This is a genomic window from Nocardia sp. NPDC058114 (assembly GCF_042884695.1).
Lineage (GTDB): Bacteria > Actinomycetota > Actinomycetes > Mycobacteriales > Mycobacteriaceae > Nocardia.
Map to the genome: position 1 here is coordinate 141,095 of NZ_JBHVTK010000008.1, position 25,683 is coordinate 166,777.

Here is a 25,683-nt window from a genome sequence, read left to right on the forward strand (position 1 = left end):
GTTGCTGATCATGCCCTGGCCTCGGTCAGTTCCGCGTCGGCGCGAACAGCGTCGACCGGGGTGCGACCCGCGGCGGTCACCGCGCGGCGGGCGTAGGCGCGGACGTCGGCGTCGGGATCGGTGATCGCCGACTCGAGCGCGTCGAGGGCGGTGGCACTCCCCGGCCAGGTGGACAGGGCCAGTACCGCCGCCTTGCGCACATCGAGGTGACGGTCGGTGAGCGCCTCACTCAACGGCACCACGCCCGTCTCCGGGGTCGAACCCGCCAGCCCGCGCGCCGCGCCGACACGCACCTGCCAGGCGGAATGCCGCAGTGCCGCAGTGAGTTCGGCGACATCAACCTCCGTGGTACCCAGTGCGGCGTAGGCGGTGAGGGCGGCAGCGCGGACCAGTGGATCGGGATCGCCCGCCAGCACGCGGATCACCTCCACGCCGCCGCTCCCGATCGAGGCGAGTCCGTGTGCGACCGCGATGCGGACCTCACGGTTGACATCGCCCGCGATCGTGGACACCGCATCGGCGTCGTCGAGCGAGACCAGTGCGCGCACCGCCTCGATCCTGACGCGATGATCGGTATCGCCCAGTGCGGCACGGTATTCCGAGGCAGACCCGGCCCGCAACGCCCGCAGCAGATCGACGACGGTCGCGCGGACGAGGGGATCGGGGGAGCCGAGATACTCACTCAGCGCACCGGCTCCCGCCAGCACCTCTACCAGTTCCCGCAGACTCTCGGTGGCCGCCCGGCGCACCGAAGCGGCCTCATCGCCCAGCGCCCGGATCAGCTCATCGCCGAATCCGTCCGGGGTGTTCTCGGTGAGCACCGACAGCGCGGCCACCCGCACCACCGGATCGGGATCGGTGAGGTAGCTCGAAAGATCCTCGACCACAGGGGAATCCAGCGCGAGCAAAGTTACCAGTCGAGGCGAGGACGGCGACACCGGCGCCGCCTCGCTCCGCACCGGGGCTTCGCGTTGCGGCGCTCGCGTTCCCACCAGCTCGGGTTGGGCGATCACCTCGACGATCGGCTCGGCCGACGGCACATCATCGAGACCGGGCACCGGCACCAGATACGGCGCCACCGATCGCTTGACGAATTCCATCTCGCCGCCGACGGTCTTGCGCAGGTTCAAATGGAAGTTCCACGACTCGTCGTCGCGATCGGGCAGATCCGCGCGGTCGTGATAGAGGCCCCAGCGCGACTCTGTCCGCGTGAGGGAACTGCGCGAGGCCATCTCGGCGCAATCGCGAATGAACTGCACTTCGACGGCACGCATGAGTTCGTGGGGTGTCTGCGCGCCGATCCCGTCGACTTCGGCGCGCATCCGCTCGAAGGTCTCGACGGCGATCGACAGCTTGGCGGCCGTTTTCGGCGGCGCCACATAGTCGTTCACGAACCGGCGCAGCTTGTACTCGACCTGCGGCTGCGGCGGGCCTTCGGGCTGACGCAACGGCCGGTAGATCAATTCGTGTGCTTCGGCGAGCTGATCCTCGGGCAGTTCGGCAGGGGTATCGAGTTCGGCCAGGGTGGAGGCCGCGTGCGCGCCGGCCAGATCGCCGTAGACGAACGCCCCGATCATGTAGTTGTGTGGCACGCAGGCCAGATCGCCCGCCGCGTACAGGCCCGGCACGGTGGTTCGCGCGTTCTCGTCCACCCACACGCCCGACGCGGAATGTCCACCGCACAAACCGATCTCGGAGATGTGCATCTCGATATCGTGGGTGCGGTAGTCGTGGCCACGGTTGGCGTGGAAAGTCCCGCGAGTCGGCCGCTCGGTGGTGTGCAGAATCGATTCGAGCGTCGACAGCGTCTCGTCGGGCAGGTGCGAGACCTTGAGATAGATGGGCCCGCGCGCGGATTCGATCTCCTGCTTCACTTCGGCCATCATCTGCCCCGACCAGTAGTCGGAGTCGACGAAGCGTTCCCCCTCGGCGTTGACCTGGTACCCGCCGAACGGGTTGGCCACATACGCGCAGGCGGGACCGTTGTAGTCCTTGATCAGCGGGTTGATCTGGAAGCACTCGATACCCGAGAGTTCAGCGCCGGCGTGGTAGGCCATCGAGTAGCCGTCACCGGCGTTGGTGGGGTTCTCGTAGGTGCCGTAGAGGTAGCCCGACGCGGGCAGGCCGAGCCGACCGCAGGGGCCCGTCGCCAGAATGACCGCTTTCGCGGCCACCTCGACGAATTCGCCGGTGCGCGTGTTCAACGCGGCCGCGCCCACCGCGCGCCCGCCGGCGGTGAGCACCCGCACCGGCATCAGCCGATTCTCGATGCGGATCTTCTCGCGCATCGTGCGTTGGCGCAGTACGCGATAGAGCGCCTTCTTGACGTCCTTGCCCTCGGGCATCGGCAGCACATACGACCCCGACCGATGCACTCGGCGCACCGCGTACTCGCCGTACTCGTCCTTCTCGAACTTCACCCCGTACCGCTCGAGGCGCTGCACCATCGCGAAACCCCTTGTCGCCGTTTGATACACGGTGCGCTGGTCGACGATGCCGTCGTTGGCGCGGGTGATCTCGGCGACGTAGTCCTCCGGCTCGGCCTTGCCGGGGATGACGGCGTTGTTCACACCGTCCATGCCCATGGCCAGTGCGCCCGAATGGCGTACATGCGCCTTCTCGAGCAGCAGCACGTTCGCGCCGGACTCGGCGGCGGTGAGCGCGGCCATGGTGCCCGCGGTGCCGCCGCCGATGACGAGCACATCGCAGTCGAGGCGAACGCGGTCCGACAGTTCGGGAATGTTCACAGAGTCTCCAGGATTCGGGCCCGCAGGGCGCTCCGGTCCACCGGTTCGCGCGGGTCGGGTACCTCGACGACCGCGCGCAGCGAACCCGCGCCGAGTACGGCGATCCGGTCGCCGAGCAGCAGGGCTTCGTCGAGGTCGTGGGTGACGAAAACGATCGTGGTCGGGTGTGCGCGCCAGGTCTCGACCAGCAGACGCTGCATCTCCGCACGGGTCTGGCTGTCGAGCGCGCCGAACGGCTCGTCCATGAGCACCGCGCGCGGCGAGCCCGCCAGGCTGCGGGCGAGCTGAACCCGTTGGCGCATCCCGCCGGACAGATCGCGCGGCAGATAGTCGGCGTAGCCGCTGAGCCCGACCTCGTCGAGCCAGCGCAGCGACCGTGCCGCACGGTCGCTGCGGGAGACGCCCCGAAGGCGCAGCGCCAGATCGATATTGGCGCGCGCGGTGCGCCACGGCAGCAGCGCGTCGTCCTGGAACACCAGCGCGCGATCGGCCGACGGACCGGTGACAGCGTCCGCATCGGCGCGGATGACCCCGGCAGCGGGCTTGCGCAGCCCGGCGATCGCGCGCAACAGGGTCGACTTGCCGCAGCCGGATTTGCCGACCAGGACGAGGATCTCCCCGGCCGCGACCGTCAGATCGAGGTCGTGCACCACGGTTTTGCGGCCGTAGCTGATCCGCACGGACTCGAGGTCCAATCGCATGCCGACCGAGACGGCGGGCGCGGCAGTGGTCGTGGTCATGAGGCAACCTCTCGCGGCAGCCAGCGGGTCACCCGGCGGCCTGCCAGTTCGACGATTCCGGAGGTGAGGAAACCGAGCACACCGATGGTGATCATCCCGACGAACACGGCCGGGTAGTCGACGATGGTGTAGGACTGCCAGGTGCGGTAGCCGATGCCGAGCCGCCCGGAGATCATCTCCGCCGAGATCAGGCAGATCCAGGCCACCCCCATTCCCACCGACAACCCGCTGAACACCCCGGGCAGGATGCCGGGCACGACGACCCTGGTCAGCACCTCGCGCCGCGACGCGCCGAGCGTGCGGATCGCGTCCTCCCAGATGGTCGGCAGCGCCCGCGTGGCATGCCTGGTGCTCACCAGCACCGGGAACAGCGACGCGGTGAACGTGATGAACACGATGCCGGACTCGTCGCTGGGGAACAGCAGGATCGCCACCGGCACCAGCGCGATCGCCGGAATCGGCCGGATCAGCTCGGCCAGCGATCCGAACACATCCGCGAGCAGTCGCGACCGGCCGAGCCCGATGCCGGCCAGCACACCGACGACCGCGGCCAGACCGAATCCGGTGACGATCCGGATCAGCGACTGCGCCACATCGAGGTAGTACTGCCCGGTCCCGAGATGTTCGCCGAACTCGGCCACGATCTCGGTCACCGTCGGCAAGGTGTCGAACCGGAGGCCCGCGCGGACATCGCCCGCGGTGAGCAACTGCCACAGGCCGATCGCCGCCGCCACCGAGGCGACCCGGATCGTCCGCGACACCCAGACCGATCTGACGGGCGCGATGTCGTCGTGCAGGGCGGCGGCATCGGCGGGCTCGCCGCCCGCGACGCCAGGTCTGCTGCCCGCGGCATTCGCCGCACCGGCAGTGGCAGTGCGCAATTCGGTCGCGTCGGCAGTCCGTCCGACCTGCCCGGAGACCGTGCTCATCCGCGGACTTCCGTCACGGCCTGCGCATAGGAGACCGGTGCGGCGGCGGGATGGGTGGCGCGGTAGCGGTCGGCCGCTGCCTGCGTGGTGAACGGCAGGTACTGCGCGCTCTCGCGCAACCAGATGGCCTTGTCCGCGAACCAGCGAGTACCCAGTTCGGCATCGGGAACATAGACCGCGCGAATCGTCTTGCCCTGTGCCTTCGCTGCCTGCACCGCCCGCAACAAGCACACAGGGTTCGCGGCGGGTTGGGGCTTGTCCGCGCCGTCGACCCAGATCTCGCCGGCCAGTGCCGGATCACTCACCGGCGCAGCGCAGATCGGATCGGTGCCGGTCACCTTGCTCGGATTGACCCCCGACGCGAGTTCGGTGTCGTAGGTCGTACGACCGGTCTCGGCGAAGGCTTTGCGCAACGGTCCGTCCTGCACGAAGGCGTCGATGTCGAGATCGGCGAAATCGCCGATCGACTTCAGGTAGTTCACGTCATCCTTGAACGCCGCGATCAGGTTCGCCTTGAGCGTGGTGTCGAAACTGGTACCGCCAGGGCCGTTGTAGAGGTACACGACCTCCTGTGGCAGGCCGGAACCCTTCGCGACGAGATCCGCTGCCTCGAACGGCTTCTCGTTCAGGAACGCGGTCGCATCCAACTGCGCGGCGAGGAACGCCTGCAATACCTCCGGATGATCGGCCGCGTACGCACGGCGAGCGACCACGCCGTGGAAAGTCGGCACGTTCAGCTCCGCACCGTCATAGAGCAGCTTGGCCTTGTTCTGCTGCACGAGCAGACCCGGCCACGCCACGAACTGCGAAAGCGCGCCCACCTGATGCGATTCCAGCGCGGTCGCCCCGACCTGTGGCTGCTGGTTGAGTACTTCCACACCCTTGGCCGGGTCGATCCCGGCCCGGCTCAGGGCCTGCACCAGGGTGCCGTGGCCCGCCGAACCCACACTGGCCGAGATCTTCTGCCCGGCCAGATCGGTCAGCGAACGAGCGGGTGAGTCGTTGGGCACCACCACCATGTTCAGCGCGCCCTTGGGGTTGTAGCCGGTGATCGACACCAGCTCGGTCCGTGCGCGTTCGTTGGCCTGCGTACGAGATCCGTTGATCAGCAACGGGTAGTCGCCCATCGAGCCGATATCGATCTTCTCCGCCACCATCTGGGCGGTGATCGGTGCTCCGGTGTCGTAGTCCTGCCACTCCACCTGGTATTTCGCGCCACCACCATCGGTGATCTTCTGTAGCCGCTGCTCCAGGTAACCCTGCGCTTTGAGCAGCGTGCCCGCGGTGACGGTGTTGATGGTCTTGGACTGGTAGCCGATGACGACCTTGACGGTGCCCGCCGGTGCGGCGTCGGAACTTTCGAGCGAGCAGCCGGCCGTGGTGAGCGCGAGAGCCAAAGCGACAGGGGCGAATCGAGTGATCTTCATGCGTGGGATTCCCGGTTTCAGCGGAGCAGATAGGGCATGTTGACGGTGACGGCGCCGGTGGGGCAGCGGGCCGCGCACGGCCCGCAGTACCAGCACTCGTCGACGTGCATGTAGGCCTTGCCCGAATCATCGTGGATGGCAAGGGAATCGAGCGGACACATGTCCACGCAGAGGGTGCAGCCGGTGATGCACAGTGATTCGTCGATCGTCACCGGGACGTCGGCGCGCTGGGGAACCAGTGCCATTACAGGACCTTCCATTCGGGGGTGCTGCGGGTGAGGCTGCCGCGCATCGTGATGCGGTCACCGCGCATGCGGATGTATTCGAGGTCGACGGGGCGGCCGTCGTCGAGGTGGGTGAGGCGTTCGAGCATCAGCAGCGGCGCACCGGCCGGGGTGTCCAGAGTGGTCGCGGTGTGCGGGTCGGCCGCGACAGCTTCCAGTGCGAGGTCGGCGGCGCCCAGCGACCGGCCGGTGACCTGTTCGAGGAGCACGAACACGTCGGTGGTCTCGAGATCGTGGGCGAGCACTTCAGCGCCCACATCGGGCGCGAGATAGGTGAGGTCGAGGCTCAGCGGCAGATCGGCGAGAAACCGCAGGCGTTCGATGTAGACGACCTTGTCGCCCGGCGCCAGCTCGAGCCGGCGCGCGACGGCCGGGGGAGCGGTGATGGTGGTGGCGGCCCTGACCTCGTTGCGGACGGTGCCGTGCCCTTTGAGCGTCTCCTGTAGTCCGAGCAGGGCATCGAGGCCGTGGTCGAACTTGCGGGCGGCGACCCGGGTGCCGAGCTTCGGGGCGCGATCGATGAGTCCCTCGTCGCGTAGCAGCGCCAGCGCTTCGCGCACGGTATTGCGGGAGGTGCCGTGCTCGGCGGCGAGCTCCTGCTCGCCGGGCACCGTACCCGCCACCGCGCCCGCCAGGATCTGGTGGCGCAGGATATCGGCGACCCGGCGCGCCCGATCGGCGCGCTGACCGCGGATCGGGGTGGGCTCCGTAGCCCCTGTTTTCTCGCTGACCTGCATGAACAGCGACGATAGCGGCGATTACGCGGCGCTCCGTGCGCCGCGATCGCGGGGGGAATTCAGCGGATGTTTCTACGCCGGGTGGCGGCTCACACGACCTGCGGGTATCCGCGGAGAAACCGCTATTGCGCCACCTCGGACCGTACGGCCGACATTGCGATCACGTCGATCGCAATGTCGGCGCGCAGTCACGGCTGGCCGGGATTGAGCACGATGAACAGACCCTTCGCCTCGGCGCACAACCGCTCGCCGTCGTGCAGCGTCGCCCGCAGGTACACCTTGCGGCCCTCGACGCGTTCGGTCCACGCGCGCACCGTCAGCTCGCGATTGAGGGGCGTGATCGAGCGGTAGTCCAAGGTGAGCGAGGCCGTGCGGGTCACCGACCTGGTGGACAGCGCGGCGGTCATGCCGATGATGTCGTCGAAGGCGAGTGCGATGTGGCCACCGTGGGCGGCGTTGTTGCCGCCCAGGTGGAAGGTGCGGAAGGTGACCTTCGCGATGACACCGTCGCGGTCTCCGCTGACCACCGTGTACGGCGGCAGCGTGATGTTGCCCCGCGCAGGCAGGTCGGTCCGGGTCCAGCTGGGCGAGGACCACTCGTCCACCACGGCCTCGTCGAGGCGGGCGTTGAGCTGTTCGAGAGTGGCGATGGCCTCTTTGGCGAGCTCGTCGGAGGGGTTGACCAGCCGCGCCCGGTCCATCAGCGCGCGGACCTGATCGATCAGCTCGCCGTAGTGCGGTCCACCCACGGTGTTGTCGGTGCCGCGGTTCTTGCGTGCCTGGATCAGCTCGGCAACCGGCCGGAATCCGCCTTCGTGATGCTTCTCGTCCGGGAGCGAGTTGCCGACCTGTGTATCGTCCATATGCAACACGTTATCGCTGCCGAGCTGGATGTTCGCGCCGGGGATCGGTGTCGGGTCAACTAGGCTGGATCCCGATCACCGAGCAGGTCCTACGTACCGGAGCGTCGGCGCACCAACTGGTGGTGCCCCTCCGGGTGAGCGGCGAAAGGCTGAACGCATGGGTATCGCGGCGGTTGTGTTCGATATGGACGGCGTGCTGATCGATTCCGAGCCGATCTGGGAACAGGTCAGGCACGAGTACGTGGTCCTCAAAGGTGGCCGGTGGCAACCGGATTCGCAGAAGAAGATGATGGGGATGAACACCGTCGAGTGGTCGTCGTACCTGGCCGACGAGCTGGGCGTGGCCGAACCGGCCGACGAGGTGGCTGCCGCCGTCATCGACCTGATGGCCGACAAGTACGCCCACCACGTCCCGCTGCTGCCCGGCGCGGTCGACGCGGTGCGGCGGTGCGCGGGTTCCTGGAAACTCGGCCTGGCCAGCTCGTCACCTGCCACCTTGATCGATCTGGTGCTCGCGAAGTCCGGATTGCTCGACTATTTCACCGTGGTGCTGTCCACCGAGGAAGTCGGACGCGGCAAACCCGCACCCGACGTCTACCTCACCGTCGCGCAGCGACTCGGCGTGGAGCCGAACGACTGTACCGCCGTGGAGGATTCGACCAATGGTCTGCGCTCCGCCCACAACGCCGGGATGCGCCTGATCGCGGCGCCGCGCCCGGAGTTCCCGCCGCTGCCCGACGCCCTCGCCCTGGCCGACACCGTCATCGACGATCTCGACCAGCTCACCCCGGGCGTCGTGACCGGCGCCGCCTGACTCAGAAGCTGCCGGTGACGCCGTCGATCCGCTCGCGCAGCAGGTCGGCGTGGCCGTTGTGGCGGGCGTATTCCTCGATCATGTGCAGATACACCCAGCGCAACGTGTACTCGTCGCTGCGCCACGGCACGTGGAACACGTGATCGAGGGAGAGTTCGGCGACGGCGGCGTCACAGGCGGCGACCTCGGCGTGAAAGGCCGCGAACACCGCCTCGGCGGGTAGCGAGGCGAGGTCGTCGAAATCGGCGTCGGGCTCGGCCTCGCAGCTGTAGACCGGTTCGACCTCCTCGCCCGCGGCGGAGGTCCGGAACCAGCCTCGCTCCACCTCGGTGAGATGCCGGACGAGGCCGAGTAGCGACAGCGAGGACGGCTCCACCGAGCGCGCGGCGAGCTGTTCACCGTCGAGTCCACCACATTTGCCGAGCAGGGTCTGGCGATGAAAGTCCAACCAGGACTGCAACATCGGCCGCTCGTCCGCGCCGACCAGAGTTCTGGTCGGCTCTAGCTCGGGAGCTGTCCACGTCATCGGTGCGAGGCTACCCGCCGTCGTGCTGTGGCGCAGCTCGATTGTCAGTGGCCGGTGAATCGGGCCGCGGACTCGCCATCGAGACGGCCCGGGGGAAGTTTTCGCCCGCAGAGCACGAGCAGCAGATCCTGCGCACGTCCCGACAGCACCTCGCCTTCGCCGTAGCTGAAGTCGAGATCGTCTGCGCGCAAGGCGATTCCCGCGAGGTCGACACCGAAGTACTTGGCCGTGCGTGGGTTCAGCGCTGCCAGCACCATGCGCATGCGGTCGAGGGGAACCGGATCGGCGTGGCCGAGCGCGACGGTGATGTCGAGGCCGTGGATCACATCGTGGCTCAGCGCGCCCGCGAAGCCGCCGCCCGGTGGCTTCCACGGGTGCCCGGTGTTGTCGCCGATGGCGGCGACCAACTCGGCGGTGCTCAACCGGGCGGCGTCCTCGCGGGCCGCGCGGTCGGCCAGGCGATCGAAGTTGCCGCGCGCGGCGATCATGCCGAGGACGAAACGCGGTAGCGAGGTCCGGTACGGCATGCTCAGGTGTGCGGCGACCTCGCGCACCCGCCAGCCGGCGCACAGTGTCGGCGCGTCCCAGGCGGCCTCGTCCAAGCCCGCCAAGAACTCCGCCGTCTCCGCACGCTGCCGTGCGGTCTCGGCCCTGACTTCGTTTTCGTGCACTGGTGGAGCCTCTCTGTCGACAGAAAACCTGCTGTCGATGTAGACGCTGTACGCGTCACCGATTCATCGGTCCGGCTGTTCGCGATGTTCGCCGATCCGGCACACTGGCCCGATGGGTGCCCAGCGCGACGACCAGCCCGAAGTCGTAGTCCACGTCGGTGACGGCTCGGCGCAGCCACACCCCGTCGACCCCGCCCGACCCGGCGCCGCCGCCACCGATCCGGCCCCCGAGCACCCCTTCCTCCTCCTCACACGCACTCCGGCCGACTCCATCCAGGCGCGCTACCTCGACGACGGCACCTACGAACTCGAGCACACCACCGGCGCCGAACACCGTCAGCTGTTCACCACCGATGCCCTGCTGGTCCGCGATATCGTCTGGTCCTGGATCCAACGCGACACCTGGTGGTCCGACACCGTCGCCTGGACCACCGTCGACCCCGCCATCGCCGAACTCCACGCCCTGCACTCCGAACTGTCCGGGATGCTCGACGGCATGTCTGTGCTCGACACCGTCACCGACGAACTGGACCAAGCCCTCTCCCGGGCCGACGAACTCCTCGACAACTTCGATCCCGACTTCGATCCCGACTTCGAAAGCTCGGATGACGCACTCTGAACTTCTCGCGGCCCGAACCCTCATCGCCCAGCTGGGACTGGACATGTCGGCCACGGTTCCCGAGACGCAGAACGCGGAGTACGGAGCATCCGTGGCCGAGGTCGGTCGTGGCTCGGTGAGATTTCGGGTGGGCAAGCGGACTCCGGCGAAGCCGGGTCTGTTCGTATCCGTGTGGCAGCGTGCCGAGGACGGCTCGACCGAGCCGTTCGCCGTGGAGGACGGTGTCGACCTCCTGGTGATCACCGTTCGCGAGGAATCGCGGGTCGGACAGTTCGTCTTCCCGCGGAACGCCCTCGTCGAACACGGCATCGTTTCCGTAGCCGGCCGTGGCGGCAAACGCGGGTTCCGCCTGTACCCGCCGTGGTCCGCGACCCGGAACAAGCAAGCGCAGCAGTCACAGCAGTGGCAGTCCGCCTACTTTCTCGATCTCGACAACGCCGACCGGCGGCGCGCTCGCAACCTCTACGAACCGATCCTTCCCCCCTTTGTCCCATCACACAAAGGCGATGCCCGCTGACGTGAATTACAGTGGCGCCGTGGGGTTCACCGACTACGGGCCGGGCGATGTCGTGTATTTTCCGGCAGGTCCGTTCAGCGGCATCTGCGGGGTTGTCCGGGAGGTCGACGCGCGGCGCGCGGAGCTGAGAATCGAGTTCGGGGAGGGAACCGTCCACCGTGAGGGGAATGTCCTGCGCGAGCGCCGACACAAGCTGACCGTCGGATTCGACGAGGTCGAGCTGGTCTGACCGACCGGAGATCGTGTTGCGTCGTTTGCCCAGGGTGAGCAATGATTACGCCCAGCATGCCGAATTCCGATCCCGCTTTCGACAGCCTTCAAGGCTTATCTGTTGGTGATGCGCTGGGTGCGCAGTTCTTCGTTCCCGGTCGTTCTGTTCCTGATCTTCTCGCGGGTCGACCGCCGTCGGCGCCATGGCCATGGACCGACGACACCGAAATGGCGTGTTCGGTGTATGCGGAAATCCGTGAACGTGGCCACGTGGATCGTGATGTCCTCGCGGGCGCGTTCGCGCAGCGGTGCGAACCGTATCGTGGCTACGGGCCGGGCACAGTTGTTGTGCTGCACGAGATTCGAGACGGGCGTCCATGGGGCGAGGCGGCCGGTGCTGTCTTCGGTGAGAGTGGATCGTGGGGAAACGGGGCCGCGATGCGAGTCGCGCCGCTCGGCGCGCATTTCGCCGGAAATCCCGATCTGGCCGCGGTGCAGGCGGCGCTGTCCGCCGAGATCACCCATCGGCACCCGGAAGCGATCGTGGGAGCGATGGCAGTGGCGGTTGCCGCCGCGCACGCTGCGCGAACACGGGGAAAGGGCTGCGCGCCAGATGAATTGCTGCGGGCCGTCGAACCGTATCTGGTCGACGGGCGCCCCGCGCACGGAATCCGTCGAGCTCGAGAGCTGCTCGGCCGAACCGTAGCCGAAGCGGCCTACGAACTCGGCAACGGCGCCCGGGTCAGCGCTCAGGACACGGTGCCCTTCGCCTTGTGGGCCGCCGCCACCTACCTCGTGGACTATCCGCGCGCCGTCACCGCTTGTGTGGAAGCCGGTGGCGACGTCGACACCACCGCCGCGATCGTCGGCGGGATCGTGGCTGCCCACACCGGTGTCGGGGACCGTGGCACGACCCGCGGGATCCCGCAGGAGTGGCTCGCGGCGCGCGAAGCGTTGCCCGAGTGGGCATCCGGTGGTCAGCGGGCGCGGGCGCTCCAGCGGCCGTCGTAGCGGACTTCGATCGGGTGGGCGAAGGCGGTGGAGACGTGGTCGGTGGTGATGACGTCGGTGGCGAGGCCCGCGGCGACGGTGTGGCCGTTCGCGATGAGGAGGGCGTGGGTGGTGGTGCTGGGGAGTTCCTCGAGGTGATGGGTGACCAGGATCGAGGCGACCTCGGGGTGGGTGCGATCGAGGGTGTCGATGGTGGTGAGGAGTTGCTCGCGCGCGGCCAGATCGAGGCCGGTGGACGGTTCGTCCAGGAGCAGGACATCGGGGTCGCTGATCAGGGCGCGGGCGATGAGGGTGCGGCCGCGTTCGCCCTGGGACAGGGTGGGCCAGCTGTCGTCGGCCTTGCCGGACAGGCCGAGGGTGTCGATGATCGCGTCGGCACGGGCGAGGTCCCCGGAGGTCGGCGACCAGCGCATCGGGGTATCGATGGTGCCGGTGATACCGGTGAGGACGACCTCGCGCACGGTGAGGGCATAGCGCAGCGGATGGCGTGGGTTGACGTGGCCGATCGAGCGTCGCAGCCGGGCCAGCTCCACCCGGCCGAACTGTTCGCCGAGCACCCGCACCGCGCCGGTGGTGGGGAAGGTGACCGCGCCACAGAAGCCGAGCAGCGTGCTCTTGCCCGCGCCGTTGGGGCCCAGCAGAGCCCAGTGCTCACCGGCCCGGACGGTCAGTGAGATGCCGTTGATGATCTTCTTGCCGTCGCGCCGGAAGGTCACGTCGTCGAGCTCGATCACGGGGGCGCCGGTCATGTGAAGGCCTCCTTCAGGGCGGACAGGGTGGGTGCGGCTGAATTCCGCTGCGGCAGTGGAAGTTCGGTCGGCGATCGCCTGGGCGAGTTGTTCGTGCGCGCAGTGGTCGGCCTCCTCGGAGCGGACCGGGCGCAACTCGAGCATGTCGATCATGGCCAGGCGCAGCCGCGGCAGGAAGCTGTCGAACAGCTGGGTGAGCACATCGTTGTGCGCGGCCACGATCACCGCGCGATGGAAAGCCATATCGGCATCGACGTGCGCGGCGACGGTCTGGCCCTCGGCACGACGACCGGCCAGCGCGCGCCGGATGGCCCGCAGATCGGCAGGCGTGCGCCGTTGTGCCGCGAGGGCGGCGGCCTCGGCCTCGATCGCGATGCGCGCCTCGATCACCGCGGCGATGGTGGCGCCGCGCAGCACGACGTCCCAGTCCTCGGACACGTCGAGCGCGGTGACGAAGACTCCGGAGCCCTGCCTGCTGTCGAGCACGCCTTTGCCCGCGAGCTCTCTGATCGCCTCGCGCAGCGTCGAGCGGCCGACCCCCAGCTGGGCGGCGAGCAGCGTCTCACCCGGTAGTCGATGACCCAGTGGCCATTCGCCCGCGCGGATCCGCGCGAGCAGTAGTTCAGCCGCTTGTGCGGCAAGCGGCTGACGTCGTACCTGCGATACCACCGGCAAACCTCTCTACTTGTCTGAGGAGTTGTGGTAGAAGTGTACCCATCATGACCTACACCGCGCTTCTTCTCGGCCGCCACGGCGGGGCCTGACCGACCGGCCGCCCCGCCGTGGGGCTCCGTCATGGCCGGTCGCCGTCGTCTCGTGGCCCGAAGTGGGCCGGGAAGCAGAGCAAGTCATGACCGAATTCCCCACCCTGACCACCCCCTCGGGCGCTGTCGCCGACGGCGCGCCCGCGTGGAATCGCCAGCGTCACTCGGCAATGCCCTCGTCTCGATATCGCGATGTCCATCGGCGCGTGGATGTTGCTGTCGGACACCGCGACTGGCCGAACGCGCGGCTGACCACCGCCCCCCTGTGGGTGCCCGTCGACCTGCGTGACGGCAATCAGGCGCTGGCCGAACCGATGGACCCGGCGCGCAAACGCCGGTTCTTCGAGCTCCTGATCGCCATGGGCTACAAGGAGATCGAGGTCGGCTACCCGTCCGCATCACAGACCGACTTCGATTTCGTGCGCCTGCTGGCCGACACCTCGATCGCCCCGCCGGACGTCACCGTGGTCGTGTTCACCCCGGCGCGGCGAGACCTGATCGAACGAACCGTCGAGTCGGTGCGCGGTATCGCCAACGAGGTGGTGATCCACCTGTACACCGCCACCGCGCCGGTCTGGCGGGAGGTGGTCCTCGGCAAGGATCGTGCGCAACTGCGCGAGTTGATCGTCGCCGGTGCCCGCGACGTGCTGGAGCTGGCGGACGAGCTGCCCCACGTGCGCTTCCAGTTCTCGCCGGAGGTGTTCAACCTGACCGAACCGGATTTCGCCCTCGAGATCTGCGACGCGGTCACCGACCTGTGGCAGGCGAGCGCGCAGCGTCCGGTGACGCTGAATCTGCCTGCGACAGTGGAGGTCGCGACCCCGAACATCTACGCCGACCAGATCGAATACATGCACCGCAACCTGGCACGCCGCGACGGCGTGATCCTGTCGGTGCACCCGCACAACGACCGGGGGACCGGTATCGCCTGCGCCGAACTGGCCGTGCTCGCGGGCGCGCAACGCGTGGAAGGCTGCGTCTTCGGCAACGGTGAACGCACCGGCAACGTCGACATCGCCACGCTGGCCCTGAATCTGCACGCCCAGGGTATCGACCCGATGATCGACTTCTCCGACATCGACGAGATCCGCCGCACCGTCGAACACTGCACCCGCCTGCCCGTGCACGAGAGGCATCCGTATGTGGGCGATCTCGTCCACACCGCCTTCTCCGGCACCCATCAGGACGCGATCGGTAAGGGCATGGCCGAACATCGTGAGCGGGCAGCAGCCCAGGGCATCGCCGAGCGCGAATCACAGTGGCGGGTACCGTATCTGCCGATCGACCCCGCCGACCTCGGCCGCTCCTACGACGCCGTGATCCGGGTCAACTCCCAGTCGGGCAAGGGCGGTATCGCCTACCTGCTGCACGCCGAATATGGCCTGGACCTGCCACGTCGTCTGCAGATCGACCTCGCGAAGCGGGTGCAGGAACACACCGACGACACCGGCGCGGAGATCACCGCCAAGGATCTGTTCACGCTGTTCGAGCAGACCTACACCGTCTCCGATCAGCGAATCACGCTGGTGGGGTGGCAGATCGCCGACGGCGCCACCGGGATCGTCCTCGACGCGCACGGCAGTGAACGGCATTCGGTGCACCGTGAGGTGGGCCCGGTCGAGGCACTGACCGCCGCACTCGACGAGGCAGGCTATCGCATCGAGATCCTCGGCCTGACCCAGCATTCGGTGGGCGAGGGCGCCGCAGGCACCGCCGTGAGCTACGTCGAGTACCGAGCGGCGGACCGCACCGGATGGGCATTCGGTCGCGACACCTCGGTCGTCGCGGCCTCGCTGGCAGCGGTGATGAACGCCGTCAACGCGGCGGGATAGGTCGATGGGGGCGGTCGCCCTGTCGGCCGCCCCACCGCACCGGGCGAGTCAGTCCGCGTCGCCCTCGCACCAGTCGTCGAACGCGTCGAACTCCGGCTCGTACCGGGGTGGGATCGAATCCTCGACGGCATTCTCGATCGGGTCCCACCTCGCGTTGCACCATTCGGGGGCGGGTGGCCAAGACTCGATGTACTCGACCAACGGCGACGAGGGTGGCTCGGCGTCCTCGGCCGCCGCGACGCCCGCGGCGACCAGTGTCACTGCCGCGGCGGCACCCGCGGTGGCGATGATCCGGTACACGCTGTTCATGACATCCTCCTGTCCGCGCCGACCTGCGATGTCCAGCAATCCTAGCTCCGCGACGCGGGCCCGATCAGGCCCCGCGCGCAGGTCGGTGGGGCCGTTGTTGTCAGCACCAGCCGGTCACGTACATGAGGCCGAGGCTGGTGGTGCCGAGGATCAGGCCGAGGGTGCCACCGAGGATCAGGGGGCGGATGCCCGCGGTGCGCAGGCGGGCGATGCTCAGCGAGGTGCCGATAGCGGCGAGGACGGCGGCGATCAGCCAACCGCTGACAGTGGCGAGCGGTGCGGTGAGTTCGCTGGGAACGATGCCGAGGCCCGCGATGACGGAGGCGGCCAGGAACAAGATCACGAACAGGGGGACCGCCCGGCGCAGGGAGGCCTGGGGGAGATCGGTGTCCTCGGCGATGTGGCGGCGGCCGACGTGCAGGCCGACGCAGAGCGGGATGATGGCGAGGCTGCGAACCATCTTCACGATCACGGCGAACTGTGCGGCGCCCGCGCCGAAGATGACGCCGGCGGCCAGGACGGACGACGTGTCGTTGATCGCGGTGCCCGCCCAGAGTCCGAACGCCTCCTGCGACAGGCCGAGAGCGCGGCCCAGCGGCGGATACACCAGCACGGCCGTGACATTGAAGATGAAGATGGTGCACAGGGCGTAGGCGACCCGTTGTTTGTCGGGCCGCAGGACCGCGGTGGCGGCGGCGATCGCGGACGCGCCACAGATCGTGGTGCCCACGGCGATGAGGGTCGCCGACTCCTTGTCCACCGCGAGCATCCGTCCCACGAAGAACGCCGCCACGCCGCCGACGAGCAGCGTCCCGATCAGCACCACCGCCGTCTCGCGCCCCACGCTCATCACCGACCCGAGCGGCAGTCCGAGCCCCAGCAGCACGATCGCCAGCCCGAGCAAGCGCTGGCGGGCAACGTCGAGCCCAGGGCCGAACGTCTCGCCCGTCACGTCCTTGCGGCGCAGCACCATCCCGGCGACGGCGCCCGCGCCGAGCGCGAGCACCGGCGTGCCGATCATCGGCAGCGCCTTGCCGAACGGCGTGGCCACGGTGACCAGGAGCGCGGCGAGGATCAGGCCGGGAGCGAGAGCGGGTGCGCGGTTCACTCCTTCACCTTCGCGGTACGCGGGAGCCCGAGGTAGAGAGCGAATTCGCAGGTGGTCATAATTTCGGCTTATGGCCCTGCCGACGGGGTGTGTGGTTTGCTGGAGACGTGCGGAAACGAACCCGGCTGACGATCGCCACCGGTGTCGGAGTGATGCTGTGGGGCGAATGGGCGAATCGACGGGCCTCCCGTCGGGGCGTCGGAGCCCCACGCTCAGGGTCGGAGGCCGTCGTGGTCCTCGGATATCGCAACACCGGTTCGCGTGCCAACGGCATGAACCGCTGGCGAGTGCGCGCCGGTCTACGATCCATCGATCCGCACGCGTCCGAGACTCGCCTCGTGCTGTGTGGAGGTGCCTGCGCGGGACCGGAGACCGAGGCGGCGATGATGGGCCGCTACGCCGTGGAAACCCGCGGTTACGAGGGCGAGCTCGTTTTGGAGGAGTCGAGCCGGTCCACCTGGGAGAACATCGCCTTCGCGATCCCGTACCTGAAGGACGTCGACCGGATCAAGATCGTCTCGCTGCCGACGCATGCCGAGACTGCCCGCGCCTATCTCGCTGAACAGAGCCCGGAACTGGCCGTTCGCCTGGTCCCTGGCCGGGAATATCGGTTCGGCGAATGGATGCCACTGAAACCGGTGTTCGCCCTCTACGGTGTGGCGAAGAAGCTGCGAGGCCGATTCGGTCCCGATCACGACGGCTACGGTGCCTGATGTGGCGTCGCGCCACCCGTCACCCATAATCGGGCCATGACCCTGCCACCCGGAACCCCCGACCTGGAGGTCCTCGATCTCCTGGTGTCGGTGGCGGAGCTGGGCAGTCTGGGCGCTGCCGCCCGCAGGCACGGGGTCAGTCAGCCGGCCGCGAGTATGCGGATCAGCGCACTGGAACGCCGCCTGCACGTGAAGCTGCTCGACCGCGCGCCGACCGGCTCCGAACTCACCGACGCGGGTCGCGCCGTCGTCGCCCACGCGCGCACCGTCCTGGCTGCCGTCACAGACCTCGTCGACGACGTCGCCCGCCTGCGCGCCGCGCAGGCGCCACGCCTGCGCATCGCCGCCTCCAAAACCATTGCCGACCACCGCATTCCGCACTGGCTGGCCGCACTGCGCGCCGATCACCCCGAAGTCGTGATCTCCCTCGAGGTCGAGAACTCGACCCAGGTCGCGGGCCTCGTGCGGGACGGCACCGCCGATCTGGGCTTCGTGGAAGGCCCGCATCCACCGGCCGGGCTCGGCAGTCGCGTGCTGGGCGCCGACGACCTCGTCGTAGTCGTGGCGCCGAATCATCCATGGGCGCAACGGAAGACCCCGGTCACGCTGACCGAGCTGGCAGGCACCGCGCTGCTGTGGCGCGAACCGGGTTCGGGTACCCGCGACACCGTGTGGGACCTGCTCGCCACCGCGGCCCCACTCATGGGCCCGGCGGCCGAACTCGGGTCTACCGCCGCGATCGTGGCCGCCGCCCGAACCGGCATGGCACCCGCGGTCCTGAGTCGATTGATCGCCGCACCCGACCTCGTCACCGGCACCCTGGTGGAAGTCCCCTCGGCCGAGGCTGCCCGGCTGACGCGCAAATTCCGGGCCATCTGGCGCCGCAACACCCCACCGGCCGGGCCGGGCGAACTGCTCGTGGAGCGGGCCGCGCTGCTCGAGAACGCGCGCGGTTGAGCGTCACCCGAGCGCTTCGAGCACGGCAACGGCTTTCGCTGCGCCGCCGTATGCGCTGATGCCGACGGCCAACTGTTCGGCGGACGAGGCGAAGCTGCTCTCGCCGAGGATCTGAGCGGCGGTCTGTGCGATCACCTCGCTGCTCGCGTCGGGCATCAGCATCAGGCCCGCGCCGAGGGTTCGGACCTGCTCTGCGTTGAAGAACTGATCGCGGCCCATCGGGGTGCACAGCAGCGGCACGCCACGACCGAGCGCGGCCATGGTCGTTCCGAGCCCGGCGTGGGTGATCACCAGGGATGCCGAAGGAAGGATGTCGGCGTGTGGCGCGTACCGCACGACCTGGGTATCCACCCCCGCGCGCACGGTCGCCGGGTCGATCGCCGCTCCGGTCGTGACAATGGCGCGCACCGGCATCCGCGCGACCGCATCGACACAGCGCTGCAACAGATCGGCCTGACCTTGCTCGCTCGTGCTCAGCGCGACCAGAACCAGTGGCTTCGCACCGTCACCGACATCGACCTCGTCGATCTCGCGCGACAACGCGGGCGCGTCGAGCACCGGTCCGATGCGTACCACATTGGCTGCGTCGGCAACGTCGGGCTCGAACTCCTCGGGCACCGCGACGAGCGCCTGCGCGCACGCGTCGTGGATCTCGGCGAGACTCTCGATCGCGGGCAGGCCGAGGTCCGCGCGTGCCGCGTTCGCGATCGCGATACCCGGCGTGAACATCTCGACCAGTGGTCCGCCCCGAAAGATGCTGTACGCCGTGTGGAACAGCGTCGCGGTCGGAGTGCCCGAGGCCAGCGCAACGTCGATTGCGGTGAAGAGCAGACAATCGACGATCACCACATCGGCGGGCTCGCGGTCCAGCTCCCGGGCGAGGTCCCGCGCGATCGCGGAACTGAAGCACAGCTGGTCGATCATGAGTTTCACTTCGGCTTCGAAGTCGTCCGGGGTGTCCATCGCGTCCCAGCCCTCGCTCTGGGTCAAGGTGACGAAGCGGGCGCCGACATCGGCGCATCGTTGAGCGATCGTCTCGTGTCCGAGTATTCGGACATCGTGGCCGCTATCGACCAGCTCGCGGGCGATGCCGAGCGTCGGGACCAGGTTTCCCGCACCGTCCCAGGTGGTGATCAGGTAGCGAGCCATGGCGTTCCTCCTCGGGGATTGCTTGACAGCTTGTAAAGTACGGTAAGGTTGACAGCGTGTCAAGTGGCGGACGACCCCAGACCCGGACTCAGATCCTCGAGTCGGCGCGCGCGATGTTCGAGGAACACGGCTATCACGGCGCCGGCCTCGGAGCAGTCGCGAAAGAGGCGGGGGTCTCACGCCAGGCGATCTACCTGCATTTCCCCTCGAAGGTCGAGCTGTTGACGGCCCTGCATCTGCACATCTACGCCACCGATGTCGTTCCGGTTCTCGAACGGCATCCGGTCACGGACACGATGACCGCGTGGGAGGCACTCGACGCGACAATCACCGCCGATGTCGAGGTCGCGTCCAGAGTGTGGCGGATTCACGAGGCGCTGGTGGTGGCTCGGCGCCAGTACCCGGAGGTCGAGGAGACATTGCGGGTACGCGAGGCGGATCGCTACGGCGAGTTGCTCGATCTCGGGCGGCGACTCGAGCGAGCGGGCGCACTGCCGCAGCAGGTCGATGTCGATGCGGTGGCCGACATGCTGTGGGGCCTCGTCAACACCGGAACCTACGGCAATCTCGTCAACGAACGAGGCTGGTCGCTCGACCGGTACCGGTGCTGGGTACGCGACACGATCCACCTCCATCTCGGAGCGCAGTGACCGCACAGGGGGCGGTCCGGCCAGTGCGGTGGTGGTGGGATTCGTAGTGGCGTCGGAATCATCGCAGGTCACGGCCCTCGCCAACGGCCAGGAACTGGCGTAACCACCCGGTAATTGCCCGAAACGTCCGTCGTAACGCGGCGTTCGCAGCATTTGCCGCATGACAGCCACTCCCACCTCCTCGGCGAGGCCACGGCCCCCCGATCCGGGTTCGGGCAGACGCAGCGCACCGGCCCGGCGCATCCGCGACATCCTGCGCGCACGTATCCGCAGCGGCGTCTACGGCACCCGCGCACTGCCCGCCGAAGCCCAGCTCGCCGCCGACTTCGCCACCAGCCGCAATATCGTGCGCGACGCGCTCACCCTGCTCCGCGACGAAGGCCTGATCGACCGCGTCCCCGGTGCGGGTACTTTCGTCGTCGCCGACAAGGCGGTACAGGGCCTCGACCGCCTGCGCGGCCTCGCCGAAACCTTCGAGACCAGCAGCGACCGGGTGGTGAACCAGGTCCTGCTCGCCGAGGTCGTGCCCGCCACACCACTGGTCGCCGAACGGCTCGAGCTCCAGCCCGGCGACCCGGTCGTCGCCCTGGAACGGGTGCGCTACCTCGACGGGGCGCCGCTCTCGCTCGACGCCAGCTACCTCACTGCCGATGTCGGCATCCCGCTCCTGGACAAAGACCTCACCGGGTGCGACGTGTTCGGCCTGCTCGAAGCCGAACTCGGCCTGCCGCTGGGCTCAGCCGCGGTCGCGATCGAGGCGGTCGCCGCCGATCCCACCGTCGCCGGACTGTTGCAGGTCCGTGCGGGATCTCCGCTGCTGTTCCTGGAACGGCTCACCTACACCGACTCCGGTCGGCCCGTCGATCTCGAATACATCCGCTATCGCGGCGACCGGTTCTCCCTGTCCGGGCGGCTCGACCGCATCCCGGTGACCCCGCGGCGCACCCGCGACAACCACGAAAGGGGTTGATCCCCATGCAGATTCCACCGCTGACCGACCGGCGAGAACTGGTCTGCGACGTCCTGATCGTCGGTGGCGGCACGGCGGGCACCATGGCCGCGCTCACCGCCGCCCGCCACGGCGCCAGCGTGCTGCTGCTCGAGAAGGCCCATGTCCGGCACTCCGGCGCACTCGCCATGGGCATGGACGGCGTCAACAACGCCGTGGTCCCGGGCAAGGCGAGCCCGGAGGACTACGTCGCCGACATCACCGTCGCCAACGACGGCATCGTCAACCAGCGCACCGTCTACGAAACCGCCACCCGGGGTTTCGAGATGGTCCAGCGCCTCGAGGGCTACGGCGTCAAATTCGAGAAGGACGAGCACGGCGAATACGCGGTCCGCAAAGTGCACCGCTCCGGCTCCTATGTCCTGCCGATGCCCGAGGGACGCGACGTGAAGAAGGTGCTCTACCGCACCCTGCGCGCCCGCGACGTCCGATCCAAGGTGACCATCAGCAACCGGGTGATGCCGGTGCGGGTGCTCACCGTCGACGGACGCGCGGTCGGCGCGGTCGGATTCGACACGCGCACCGGCGAATTCGTCACCATCTCGGCAGGCGCGGTGATCCTGGCAGCGGGAGCGTGTGGCCGGCTCGGCTTGCCCGCGTCGGGCTACCTCTACGGCACCTACGAGAACCCGACCAACGCCGGCGACGGTTACGCCATGGCCTATCACGCCGGTGCCGAACTCTCCGGCATCGAGTGCTTCCAGATCAACCCGCTGATCAAGGATTACAACGGTCCTGCTTGCGCGTATGTGGCCAATCCGTTCGGTGGCTACCAGGTCAACTCCGAAGGCAATCGCTTCGTCGACTGCGACTACTGGTCCGGTCAGATGATGGCCGAGGTCAAACGCGAACTCGACAGTGCCCGCGGCCCGATCTACCTGAAACTGAGCCACCTGCCCGATGCCACGATCCGCGAGATCGAAGGCATCCTGCACACCACCGAACGTCCCACCCGCGGCACCTTCCACGAAGGCCGCGGCACCGACTACCGCACCAGCGACATCGAGATGCACATCTCCGAGATCGGTTTGTGCAGTGGGCATTCTGCCTCGGGAGTCTGGGTCGACGAACACGCCGCCACCACCGTGCCCGGCCTCTACGCGGCGGGCGATATGGCGCTGGTTCCGCACAACTACATGATCGGCGCCTTCGTCTACGGCGACATCGCCGGTGAGCACGCGAGCGAATTCGCCCGTGGTGCGGCACATCCAGAGCTGCCCACCGATCAGATCGAGGCCGCCCACGAGCTGATCTACCGCCCGCTGCGCAACCCCGACGGCCCACCCCAAACCCAGGTCGAGTACAAACTGCGGCGCTTCGTCAACGACTACCTCCAGCCGCCCAAAGCGCAGTCGTATCTGACGCTCGGCGTCGAGGCCTTCGAACGGATGAACACCGACATCGCCGCGATGGGCGGCCGGACGCCGCACGAACTGATGCGCTGCGCCGAGGTGACCTTCATTCGCGACTGCGCCGAAATGGCGGCCCGGGCTTCACTGCGGCGCACCGAAAGCCGTTGGGGGCTCTACCATCAGCGTGCCGACTGGCCCGGGCGCAACGATGCCGAATGGTTCTGTCATCTGAACCTGTATCGCGGTGCCACCGGTGCGATGGAGTTCCGCACCAGGCCGGTCGCCCCCTACATCGTGCCGGTGCCGGGCTTCGTCCGTCCCGACGGCGTCGCCGACGTCTCCGCACCCGAACTCGTCGGCGCGTGGGGTACGCGATGAGTACACCCGTGCCCGGCCCGCGCGATGTCGGCGACCTCGACGTGAGGGATGTGCGATGAGCGCCCGCCTGCTGGCCCTGCTCGAACTGGCCGACGAGTGCCCCGAGCTCGACGAACTCACCCCGTTCATCACCGACCCCGACCCGGAGGTGCGCCGCACGGCGCTGTCGGTGCTCAGCGAGACCACCGACGCCTGGGCCGAGGCCGCCCCGATCTTCGCCACCGCACTGGCCGATGTCGATGTCGACGTGCGTCACGCCGCCATCGGCTTGCTCACCGAACTCCTCGAGGTCATCGTGCCCGGTCCGGAATTCGATACGGCGCTGCGCCATTGCGTCACCGCAGCGGAGCCGGCGGTGCGCTCGGCCGCGATCGAGGCGCTGTGGCGGCACCGCAGGACCGACGCGGCGGAGCTGGCGGGGTGGCTCGCCGATCCGAATGCGGCAGTTCGCCGCACCGTCGTGGGCGGGCTCACCTCTGTCGACGCTCTCGACGAACTGAGCCTCGGCGCCGCTGACGAAGACGAGGACGTGCGCATCGCAGTGGCCAAAGGTGTTGCGGCGATCGGTGATCCACGCGGCTCGGTGACCCTGCTCGTTCTCGCTGCCGACCCCCGACCGCTTGTCCGCGCCGCCGCGCTGTCGAGTCTGGCCGGGACCGGCTGCGACGAACACGCTGCCGCGGCGGCCGCCGCATCGATGATCGACCCGGCCTGGCAGGTCCGGCAGGCGGCGGCCATCGCCCTGGCCGCCGCCGACCCCGAACTCGCCGCGGCACCGCTGCTGTCGGCGGTCTCCGATCCCAACCTCGACGTCCGCAAGGCGGCGGTGCGCGCACTGGCCGAGCGGATCGCCGAACGACGCGACATCACCACGGCGCTGCAGGCCGCGCTCGACGACCCGGACGCCGATGTCCGCGCCTTCGCCCGCATCGGCATCGCCAACTCTGGAAAGGAACTCTGATGGCCCAGGCCAATGCCCGTCTCGATGTCCCCGTCTCGGTCGACGAAGCGAAATGTATCGACGGCTGCACCCTCTGCGTGGACATGTGCCCACTCGATTCCCTTGCCATCCACCCGGATTCGGGCAAGGCCTACATGCACGTCGACGAATGCTGGTACTGCGGGCCGTGTGCCGCGCGGTGCCCGGTCGGCGCCGTCACCGTGAACATCCCGTTCCTGTTGCGTTGAGAGAGCCGACCATGAGCACCCGAATCCCCGCGCTGCTGCTCGGCATCGCCGCGGTGGCCGCCCTGGCCACCGGCTGCGGGAGCGCCGACGACGCCAAGACCGTCACCGTGAACATCGGTTACCAGTCCAAGACGATCAACACCGTCACCGCGGGCACGCTGCTGCGTGATCGCGGCACTTTCGAGGCCGAACTCGCCGAACTCGGCAAGACGACAGGGCTCACCTACAAGGTGGAGTGGAAGGACTTCGCCGCGGGCCCACCGCTGACCGCGCAGATGCTGGCGGGCCAGGTCGACATCGGGTCGATGGGAGACGCGCCGATCCTGGTCAACGGCTCCAAGACTCGCGACCACGCCGACGTGAAGTCCGAACTGATCGCCGTCACCGGCTACAACCTGCGCGGTTCGCTGAATCAGATCGTGGTGCCGACGGATTCGAAGGCGGCCACGATCACCGACCTGCGGGGTGAGATCGTGTCGACCAGCGTGGGGTCGGCTGCGCACGGCATGCTCGCCACCGGGCTCTCGGCCGCCGGGATGACTCTCGACGATGTGAAGCTGCTCGGTCAGGATCCGGCCGTCGGCGCCTCGGCGCTGCAGGGGGATCAGGTGGCCGCGCTGGCCCAATTCGTGCCGTGGCCACAGAAACTCGTCTACGACGGTCAAGCCAAGCTGCTCTATGACGGTGGCAGCGCCGGCATCCCGACCTTCCACGCCGTGGTCGCGAGCGAGCGCTTCGGCATCGGTAACCCCGATATCGTCACGGCGTTCCTCACCGCGGTGCGCAAGACCACCGACTACCTCAATCAGAACCCATTGGCGGCCGCACAGCGCGTCGCCGAGATCACCGGGCTGCCCGCCGAGGTCGTGTATCTCTACAACGGCCCGAACGGCCTGGTGAGCTTCGATCCGACGATCAAGCCCCAACAGGTGGACGCTCTGGGCACGCTGTTGCCGTTCCTGAAAAGCCTCGGTGCGCTGTCGGATCTGAACCTCGGCGAATTCGTCGACGACCGTTACCTGCGCACCGTCTACGGTCCCGGCTACGACGCCGCCCGCGCGTCGGTGACGGCTCCCGCACCACTGACCGGTACCGATGCGGCGTGCGGGGGAGCGGTGGACGGCCTTCCCACCGCTTCGGAGGTGTGGTTCGCCGACGCCACGACCACCGCCGTCGCCAAGACCCCGACCTGTCTGCTGCGACAGATCGCGGCCACCGGCAGCACCGTCCGCGCCGCCTACGTGCCCGACCACAGCACCGGCACCCGGCTCTTCGCCGCGACCGCGACCTGGGTCAGCGAACCCACTGCGAGCCCCGACGATCGGTTGCTGCCCTTCGCGACCGGTGCCGCCGCACAGCAGTACGCCGCCGCCCATCCGGGCGTCACGGTGATTGACTACCAAGCAGCACTGAAGGCCCGCTAGATCCGT

25 protein-coding genes and 2 pseudogenes are annotated in these 25,683 nt (G+C 68.3%); 13 read left to right on the top strand and 14 right to left on the bottom strand.

The genetic code is table 11. The features are described from left to right. Nucleotides 1–8 precede the first annotated feature (8 nt). The 7 genes from ACFVVI_RS26875 to ACFVVI_RS26905 all read right to left on the bottom strand — a co-directional run bounded on the left by ACFVVI_RS26875 (nucleotide 9) and on the right by ACFVVI_RS26905 (nucleotide 7,727). Nucleotides 9–2,747, bottom strand: a complete 2,739-nt coding sequence (locus ACFVVI_RS26875; RefSeq protein WP_387447373.1) for a fumarate reductase/succinate dehydrogenase flavoprotein subunit — start codon at nucleotides 2,745–2,747, stop codon at nucleotides 9–11. After that, a complete protein-coding gene (locus tag ACFVVI_RS26880; RefSeq protein ID WP_378989970.1) occupies nucleotides 2,744–3,487 on the bottom strand; it encodes an ABC transporter ATP-binding protein in 744 nt (247 codons plus the stop codon). Before ACFVVI_RS26880 ends, ACFVVI_RS26875 begins: the two co-directional genes overlap by 4 nt. Then, nucleotides 3,484–4,416 (bottom strand): ABC transporter permease, encoded by a 933-nt coding sequence (locus tag ACFVVI_RS26885; RefSeq protein WP_378989971.1) that lies wholly within the window; start codon nucleotides 4,414–4,416, stop codon nucleotides 3,484–3,486. The genes ACFVVI_RS26880 and ACFVVI_RS26885 overlap by 4 nt, the downstream gene beginning before the upstream one ends. Continuing rightward, complete coding sequence (locus ACFVVI_RS26890) at nucleotides 4,413–5,843, bottom strand: ABC transporter substrate-binding protein (protein ID WP_387447374.1); 1,431 nt, start codon at nucleotides 5,841–5,843, stop codon at nucleotides 4,413–4,415. The genes ACFVVI_RS26885 and ACFVVI_RS26890 overlap by 4 nt, the downstream gene beginning before the upstream one ends. A gap of 17 nt (nucleotides 5,844–5,860) precedes the next feature. Next, nucleotides 5,861–6,088, bottom strand: a complete 228-nt coding sequence (locus ACFVVI_RS26895; protein WP_056816936.1) for a ferredoxin family protein — start codon at nucleotides 6,086–6,088, stop codon at nucleotides 5,861–5,863. Continuing rightward, nucleotides 6,088–6,864, bottom strand: coding sequence for a GntR family transcriptional regulator (locus ACFVVI_RS26900; RefSeq protein ID WP_379294396.1), 777 nt, complete (start codon nucleotides 6,862–6,864; stop codon nucleotides 6,088–6,090). Before ACFVVI_RS26900 ends, ACFVVI_RS26895 begins: the two co-directional genes overlap by 1 nt. Before the next feature lie 188 nt (nucleotides 6,865–7,052). Beyond that, nucleotides 7,053–7,727, bottom strand: a complete 675-nt coding sequence (locus tag ACFVVI_RS26905) for a PaaI family thioesterase (protein ID WP_387447375.1) — start codon at nucleotides 7,725–7,727, stop codon at nucleotides 7,053–7,055. A 157-nt stretch (nucleotides 7,728–7,884) separates the two neighbouring features. On the opposite strand from ACFVVI_RS26905, the gene ACFVVI_RS26910 reads away from it, so the two are divergent. Beyond that, complete coding sequence (locus ACFVVI_RS26910) at nucleotides 7,885–8,541, top strand: HAD family hydrolase (protein WP_378989976.1); 657 nt, start codon at nucleotides 7,885–7,887, stop codon at nucleotides 8,539–8,541. Nucleotide 8,542: 1 nt separating this feature from the next. Here the strand turns inward: ACFVVI_RS26910 and ACFVVI_RS26915 are convergent, their stop codons facing one another. Together ACFVVI_RS26915 and ACFVVI_RS26920 are read right to left on the bottom strand one after the other, a co-directional pair. Continuing rightward, the gene (locus ACFVVI_RS26915; protein WP_378989977.1) at nucleotides 8,543–9,067 is read right to left on the bottom strand and encodes a DinB family protein; all 525 of its coding nucleotides are present in this window, start codon (nucleotides 9,065–9,067) and stop codon (nucleotides 8,543–8,545) included. A gap of 44 nt (nucleotides 9,068–9,111) precedes the next feature. Then, nucleotides 9,112–9,738, bottom strand: a complete 627-nt coding sequence (locus ACFVVI_RS26920; protein ID WP_387447376.1) for a maleylpyruvate isomerase family mycothiol-dependent enzyme — start codon at nucleotides 9,736–9,738, stop codon at nucleotides 9,112–9,114. Between the two features lie 112 nt (nucleotides 9,739–9,850). Here ACFVVI_RS26920 and ACFVVI_RS26925 point away from each other — a divergent pair, with 112 nt between their 5' ends. The 4 genes from ACFVVI_RS26925 to ACFVVI_RS26940 are packed head-to-tail and all read left to right on the top strand — an operon-like array spanning nucleotide 9,851 to nucleotide 12,095. Beyond that, nucleotides 9,851–10,357, top strand: a complete 507-nt coding sequence (locus ACFVVI_RS26925) for a hypothetical protein (protein WP_387447377.1) — start codon at nucleotides 9,851–9,853, stop codon at nucleotides 10,355–10,357. Then, nucleotides 10,344–10,874: a MepB family protein gene (locus tag ACFVVI_RS26930; protein ID WP_387447378.1), complete on the top strand. Its 531-nt coding sequence runs from the start codon at nucleotides 10,344–10,346 to the stop codon at nucleotides 10,872–10,874. Before ACFVVI_RS26925 ends, ACFVVI_RS26930 begins: the two co-directional genes overlap by 14 nt. Nucleotides 10,875–10,893: 19 nt before the next feature. Further along, nucleotides 10,894–11,103, top strand: a complete 210-nt coding sequence (locus ACFVVI_RS26935) for a hypothetical protein (protein WP_266289138.1) — start codon at nucleotides 10,894–10,896, stop codon at nucleotides 11,101–11,103. A 56-nt stretch (nucleotides 11,104–11,159) separates the two neighbouring features. Next, nucleotides 11,160–12,095: an ADP-ribosylglycohydrolase family protein gene (locus tag ACFVVI_RS26940; protein ID WP_387447463.1), complete on the top strand. Its 936-nt coding sequence runs from the start codon at nucleotides 11,160–11,162 to the stop codon at nucleotides 12,093–12,095. Here the strand turns inward: ACFVVI_RS26940 and ACFVVI_RS26945 are convergent. Both ACFVVI_RS26945 and ACFVVI_RS26950 read right to left on the bottom strand, forming a co-directional pair. Next, entirely contained in the window at nucleotides 12,062–12,844 is a 783-nt protein-coding gene (locus ACFVVI_RS26945; RefSeq protein WP_387447379.1) for an ABC transporter ATP-binding protein, read from the bottom strand. The genes ACFVVI_RS26940 and ACFVVI_RS26945 overlap by 34 nt on opposite strands. Further along, nucleotides 12,841–13,513, bottom strand: a pseudogene (locus tag ACFVVI_RS26950) (FadR/GntR family transcriptional regulator). Before ACFVVI_RS26950 ends, ACFVVI_RS26945 begins: the two are co-directional and overlap by 4 nt. Before the next feature lie 181 nt (nucleotides 13,514–13,694). Between ACFVVI_RS26950 and ACFVVI_RS26955 the strand changes: the two are divergent. Beyond that, a complete protein-coding gene (locus tag ACFVVI_RS26955; protein WP_387447380.1) occupies nucleotides 13,695–15,440 on the top strand; it encodes a 2-isopropylmalate synthase in 1,746 nt (581 codons plus the stop codon). Between the two features lie 48 nt (nucleotides 15,441–15,488). On the opposite strand, the gene ACFVVI_RS26960 is transcribed toward ACFVVI_RS26955, so the two are convergent. Next, nucleotides 15,489–15,749, bottom strand: a complete 261-nt coding sequence (locus ACFVVI_RS26960) for a hypothetical protein (RefSeq protein WP_387447381.1) — start codon at nucleotides 15,747–15,749, stop codon at nucleotides 15,489–15,491. Nucleotides 15,750–15,849: 100 nt separating this feature from the next. Then, nucleotides 15,850–16,857 carry a YeiH family protein gene (locus tag ACFVVI_RS26965; RefSeq protein WP_387447382.1) on the bottom strand — a complete coding sequence of 336 codons (1,008 nt, stop codon included), beginning with the start codon at nucleotides 16,855–16,857 and terminating at the stop codon, nucleotides 15,850–15,852. 107 nt (nucleotides 16,858–16,964) lie between these two features. Here ACFVVI_RS26965 and ACFVVI_RS26970 point away from each other — a divergent pair, with 107 nt between their 5' ends. Beyond that, nucleotides 16,965–17,570, top strand: coding sequence for a YdcF family protein (locus ACFVVI_RS26970; protein ID WP_379312248.1), 606 nt, complete (start codon nucleotides 16,965–16,967; stop codon nucleotides 17,568–17,570). 36 nt (nucleotides 17,571–17,606) lie between these two features. Then, nucleotides 17,607–18,527: a LysR substrate-binding domain-containing protein gene (locus ACFVVI_RS26975; RefSeq protein ID WP_387447383.1), complete on the top strand. Its 921-nt coding sequence runs from the start codon at nucleotides 17,607–17,609 to the stop codon at nucleotides 18,525–18,527. 3 nt (nucleotides 18,528–18,530) lie between these two features. Here the strand turns inward: ACFVVI_RS26975 and ACFVVI_RS26980 are convergent, their stop codons facing one another. Continuing rightward, nucleotides 18,531–19,676, bottom strand: a complete 1,146-nt coding sequence (locus tag ACFVVI_RS26980) for a glycosyltransferase (protein WP_387447384.1) — start codon at nucleotides 19,674–19,676, stop codon at nucleotides 18,531–18,533. Nucleotides 19,677–19,732: 56 nt separating this feature from the next. Between ACFVVI_RS26980 and ACFVVI_RS26985 the strand changes: the two genes are divergently transcribed. From ACFVVI_RS26985 to ACFVVI_RS27005, 5 genes and pseudogenes are all read left to right on the top strand, one after another. Then, nucleotides 19,733–20,326 (top strand): TetR/AcrR family transcriptional regulator, encoded by a 594-nt coding sequence (locus ACFVVI_RS26985; protein ID WP_378989993.1) that lies wholly within the window; start codon nucleotides 19,733–19,735, stop codon nucleotides 20,324–20,326. Nucleotides 20,327–20,486: 160 nt separating this feature from the next. Beyond that, nucleotides 20,487–21,296 (top strand): GntR family transcriptional regulator, encoded by an 810-nt coding sequence (locus ACFVVI_RS26990; RefSeq protein WP_378989994.1) that lies wholly within the window; start codon nucleotides 20,487–20,489, stop codon nucleotides 21,294–21,296. A gap of 5 nt (nucleotides 21,297–21,301) precedes the next feature. Continuing rightward, nucleotides 21,302–24,026: pseudogene (locus ACFVVI_RS26995) on the top strand (fumarate reductase/succinate dehydrogenase flavoprotein subunit). After that, nucleotides 24,026–24,253: a ferredoxin family protein gene (locus tag ACFVVI_RS27000; RefSeq protein WP_378989996.1), complete on the top strand. Its 228-nt coding sequence runs from the start codon at nucleotides 24,026–24,028 to the stop codon at nucleotides 24,251–24,253. Before ACFVVI_RS26995 ends, ACFVVI_RS27000 begins: the two are co-directional and overlap by 1 nt. 11 nt (nucleotides 24,254–24,264) lie before the next feature. Continuing rightward, nucleotides 24,265–25,677 (top strand): ABC transporter substrate-binding protein, encoded by a 1,413-nt coding sequence (locus ACFVVI_RS27005; protein WP_387447385.1) that lies wholly within the window; start codon nucleotides 24,265–24,267, stop codon nucleotides 25,675–25,677. Nucleotides 25,678–25,683: the final 6 nt, after the last annotated feature.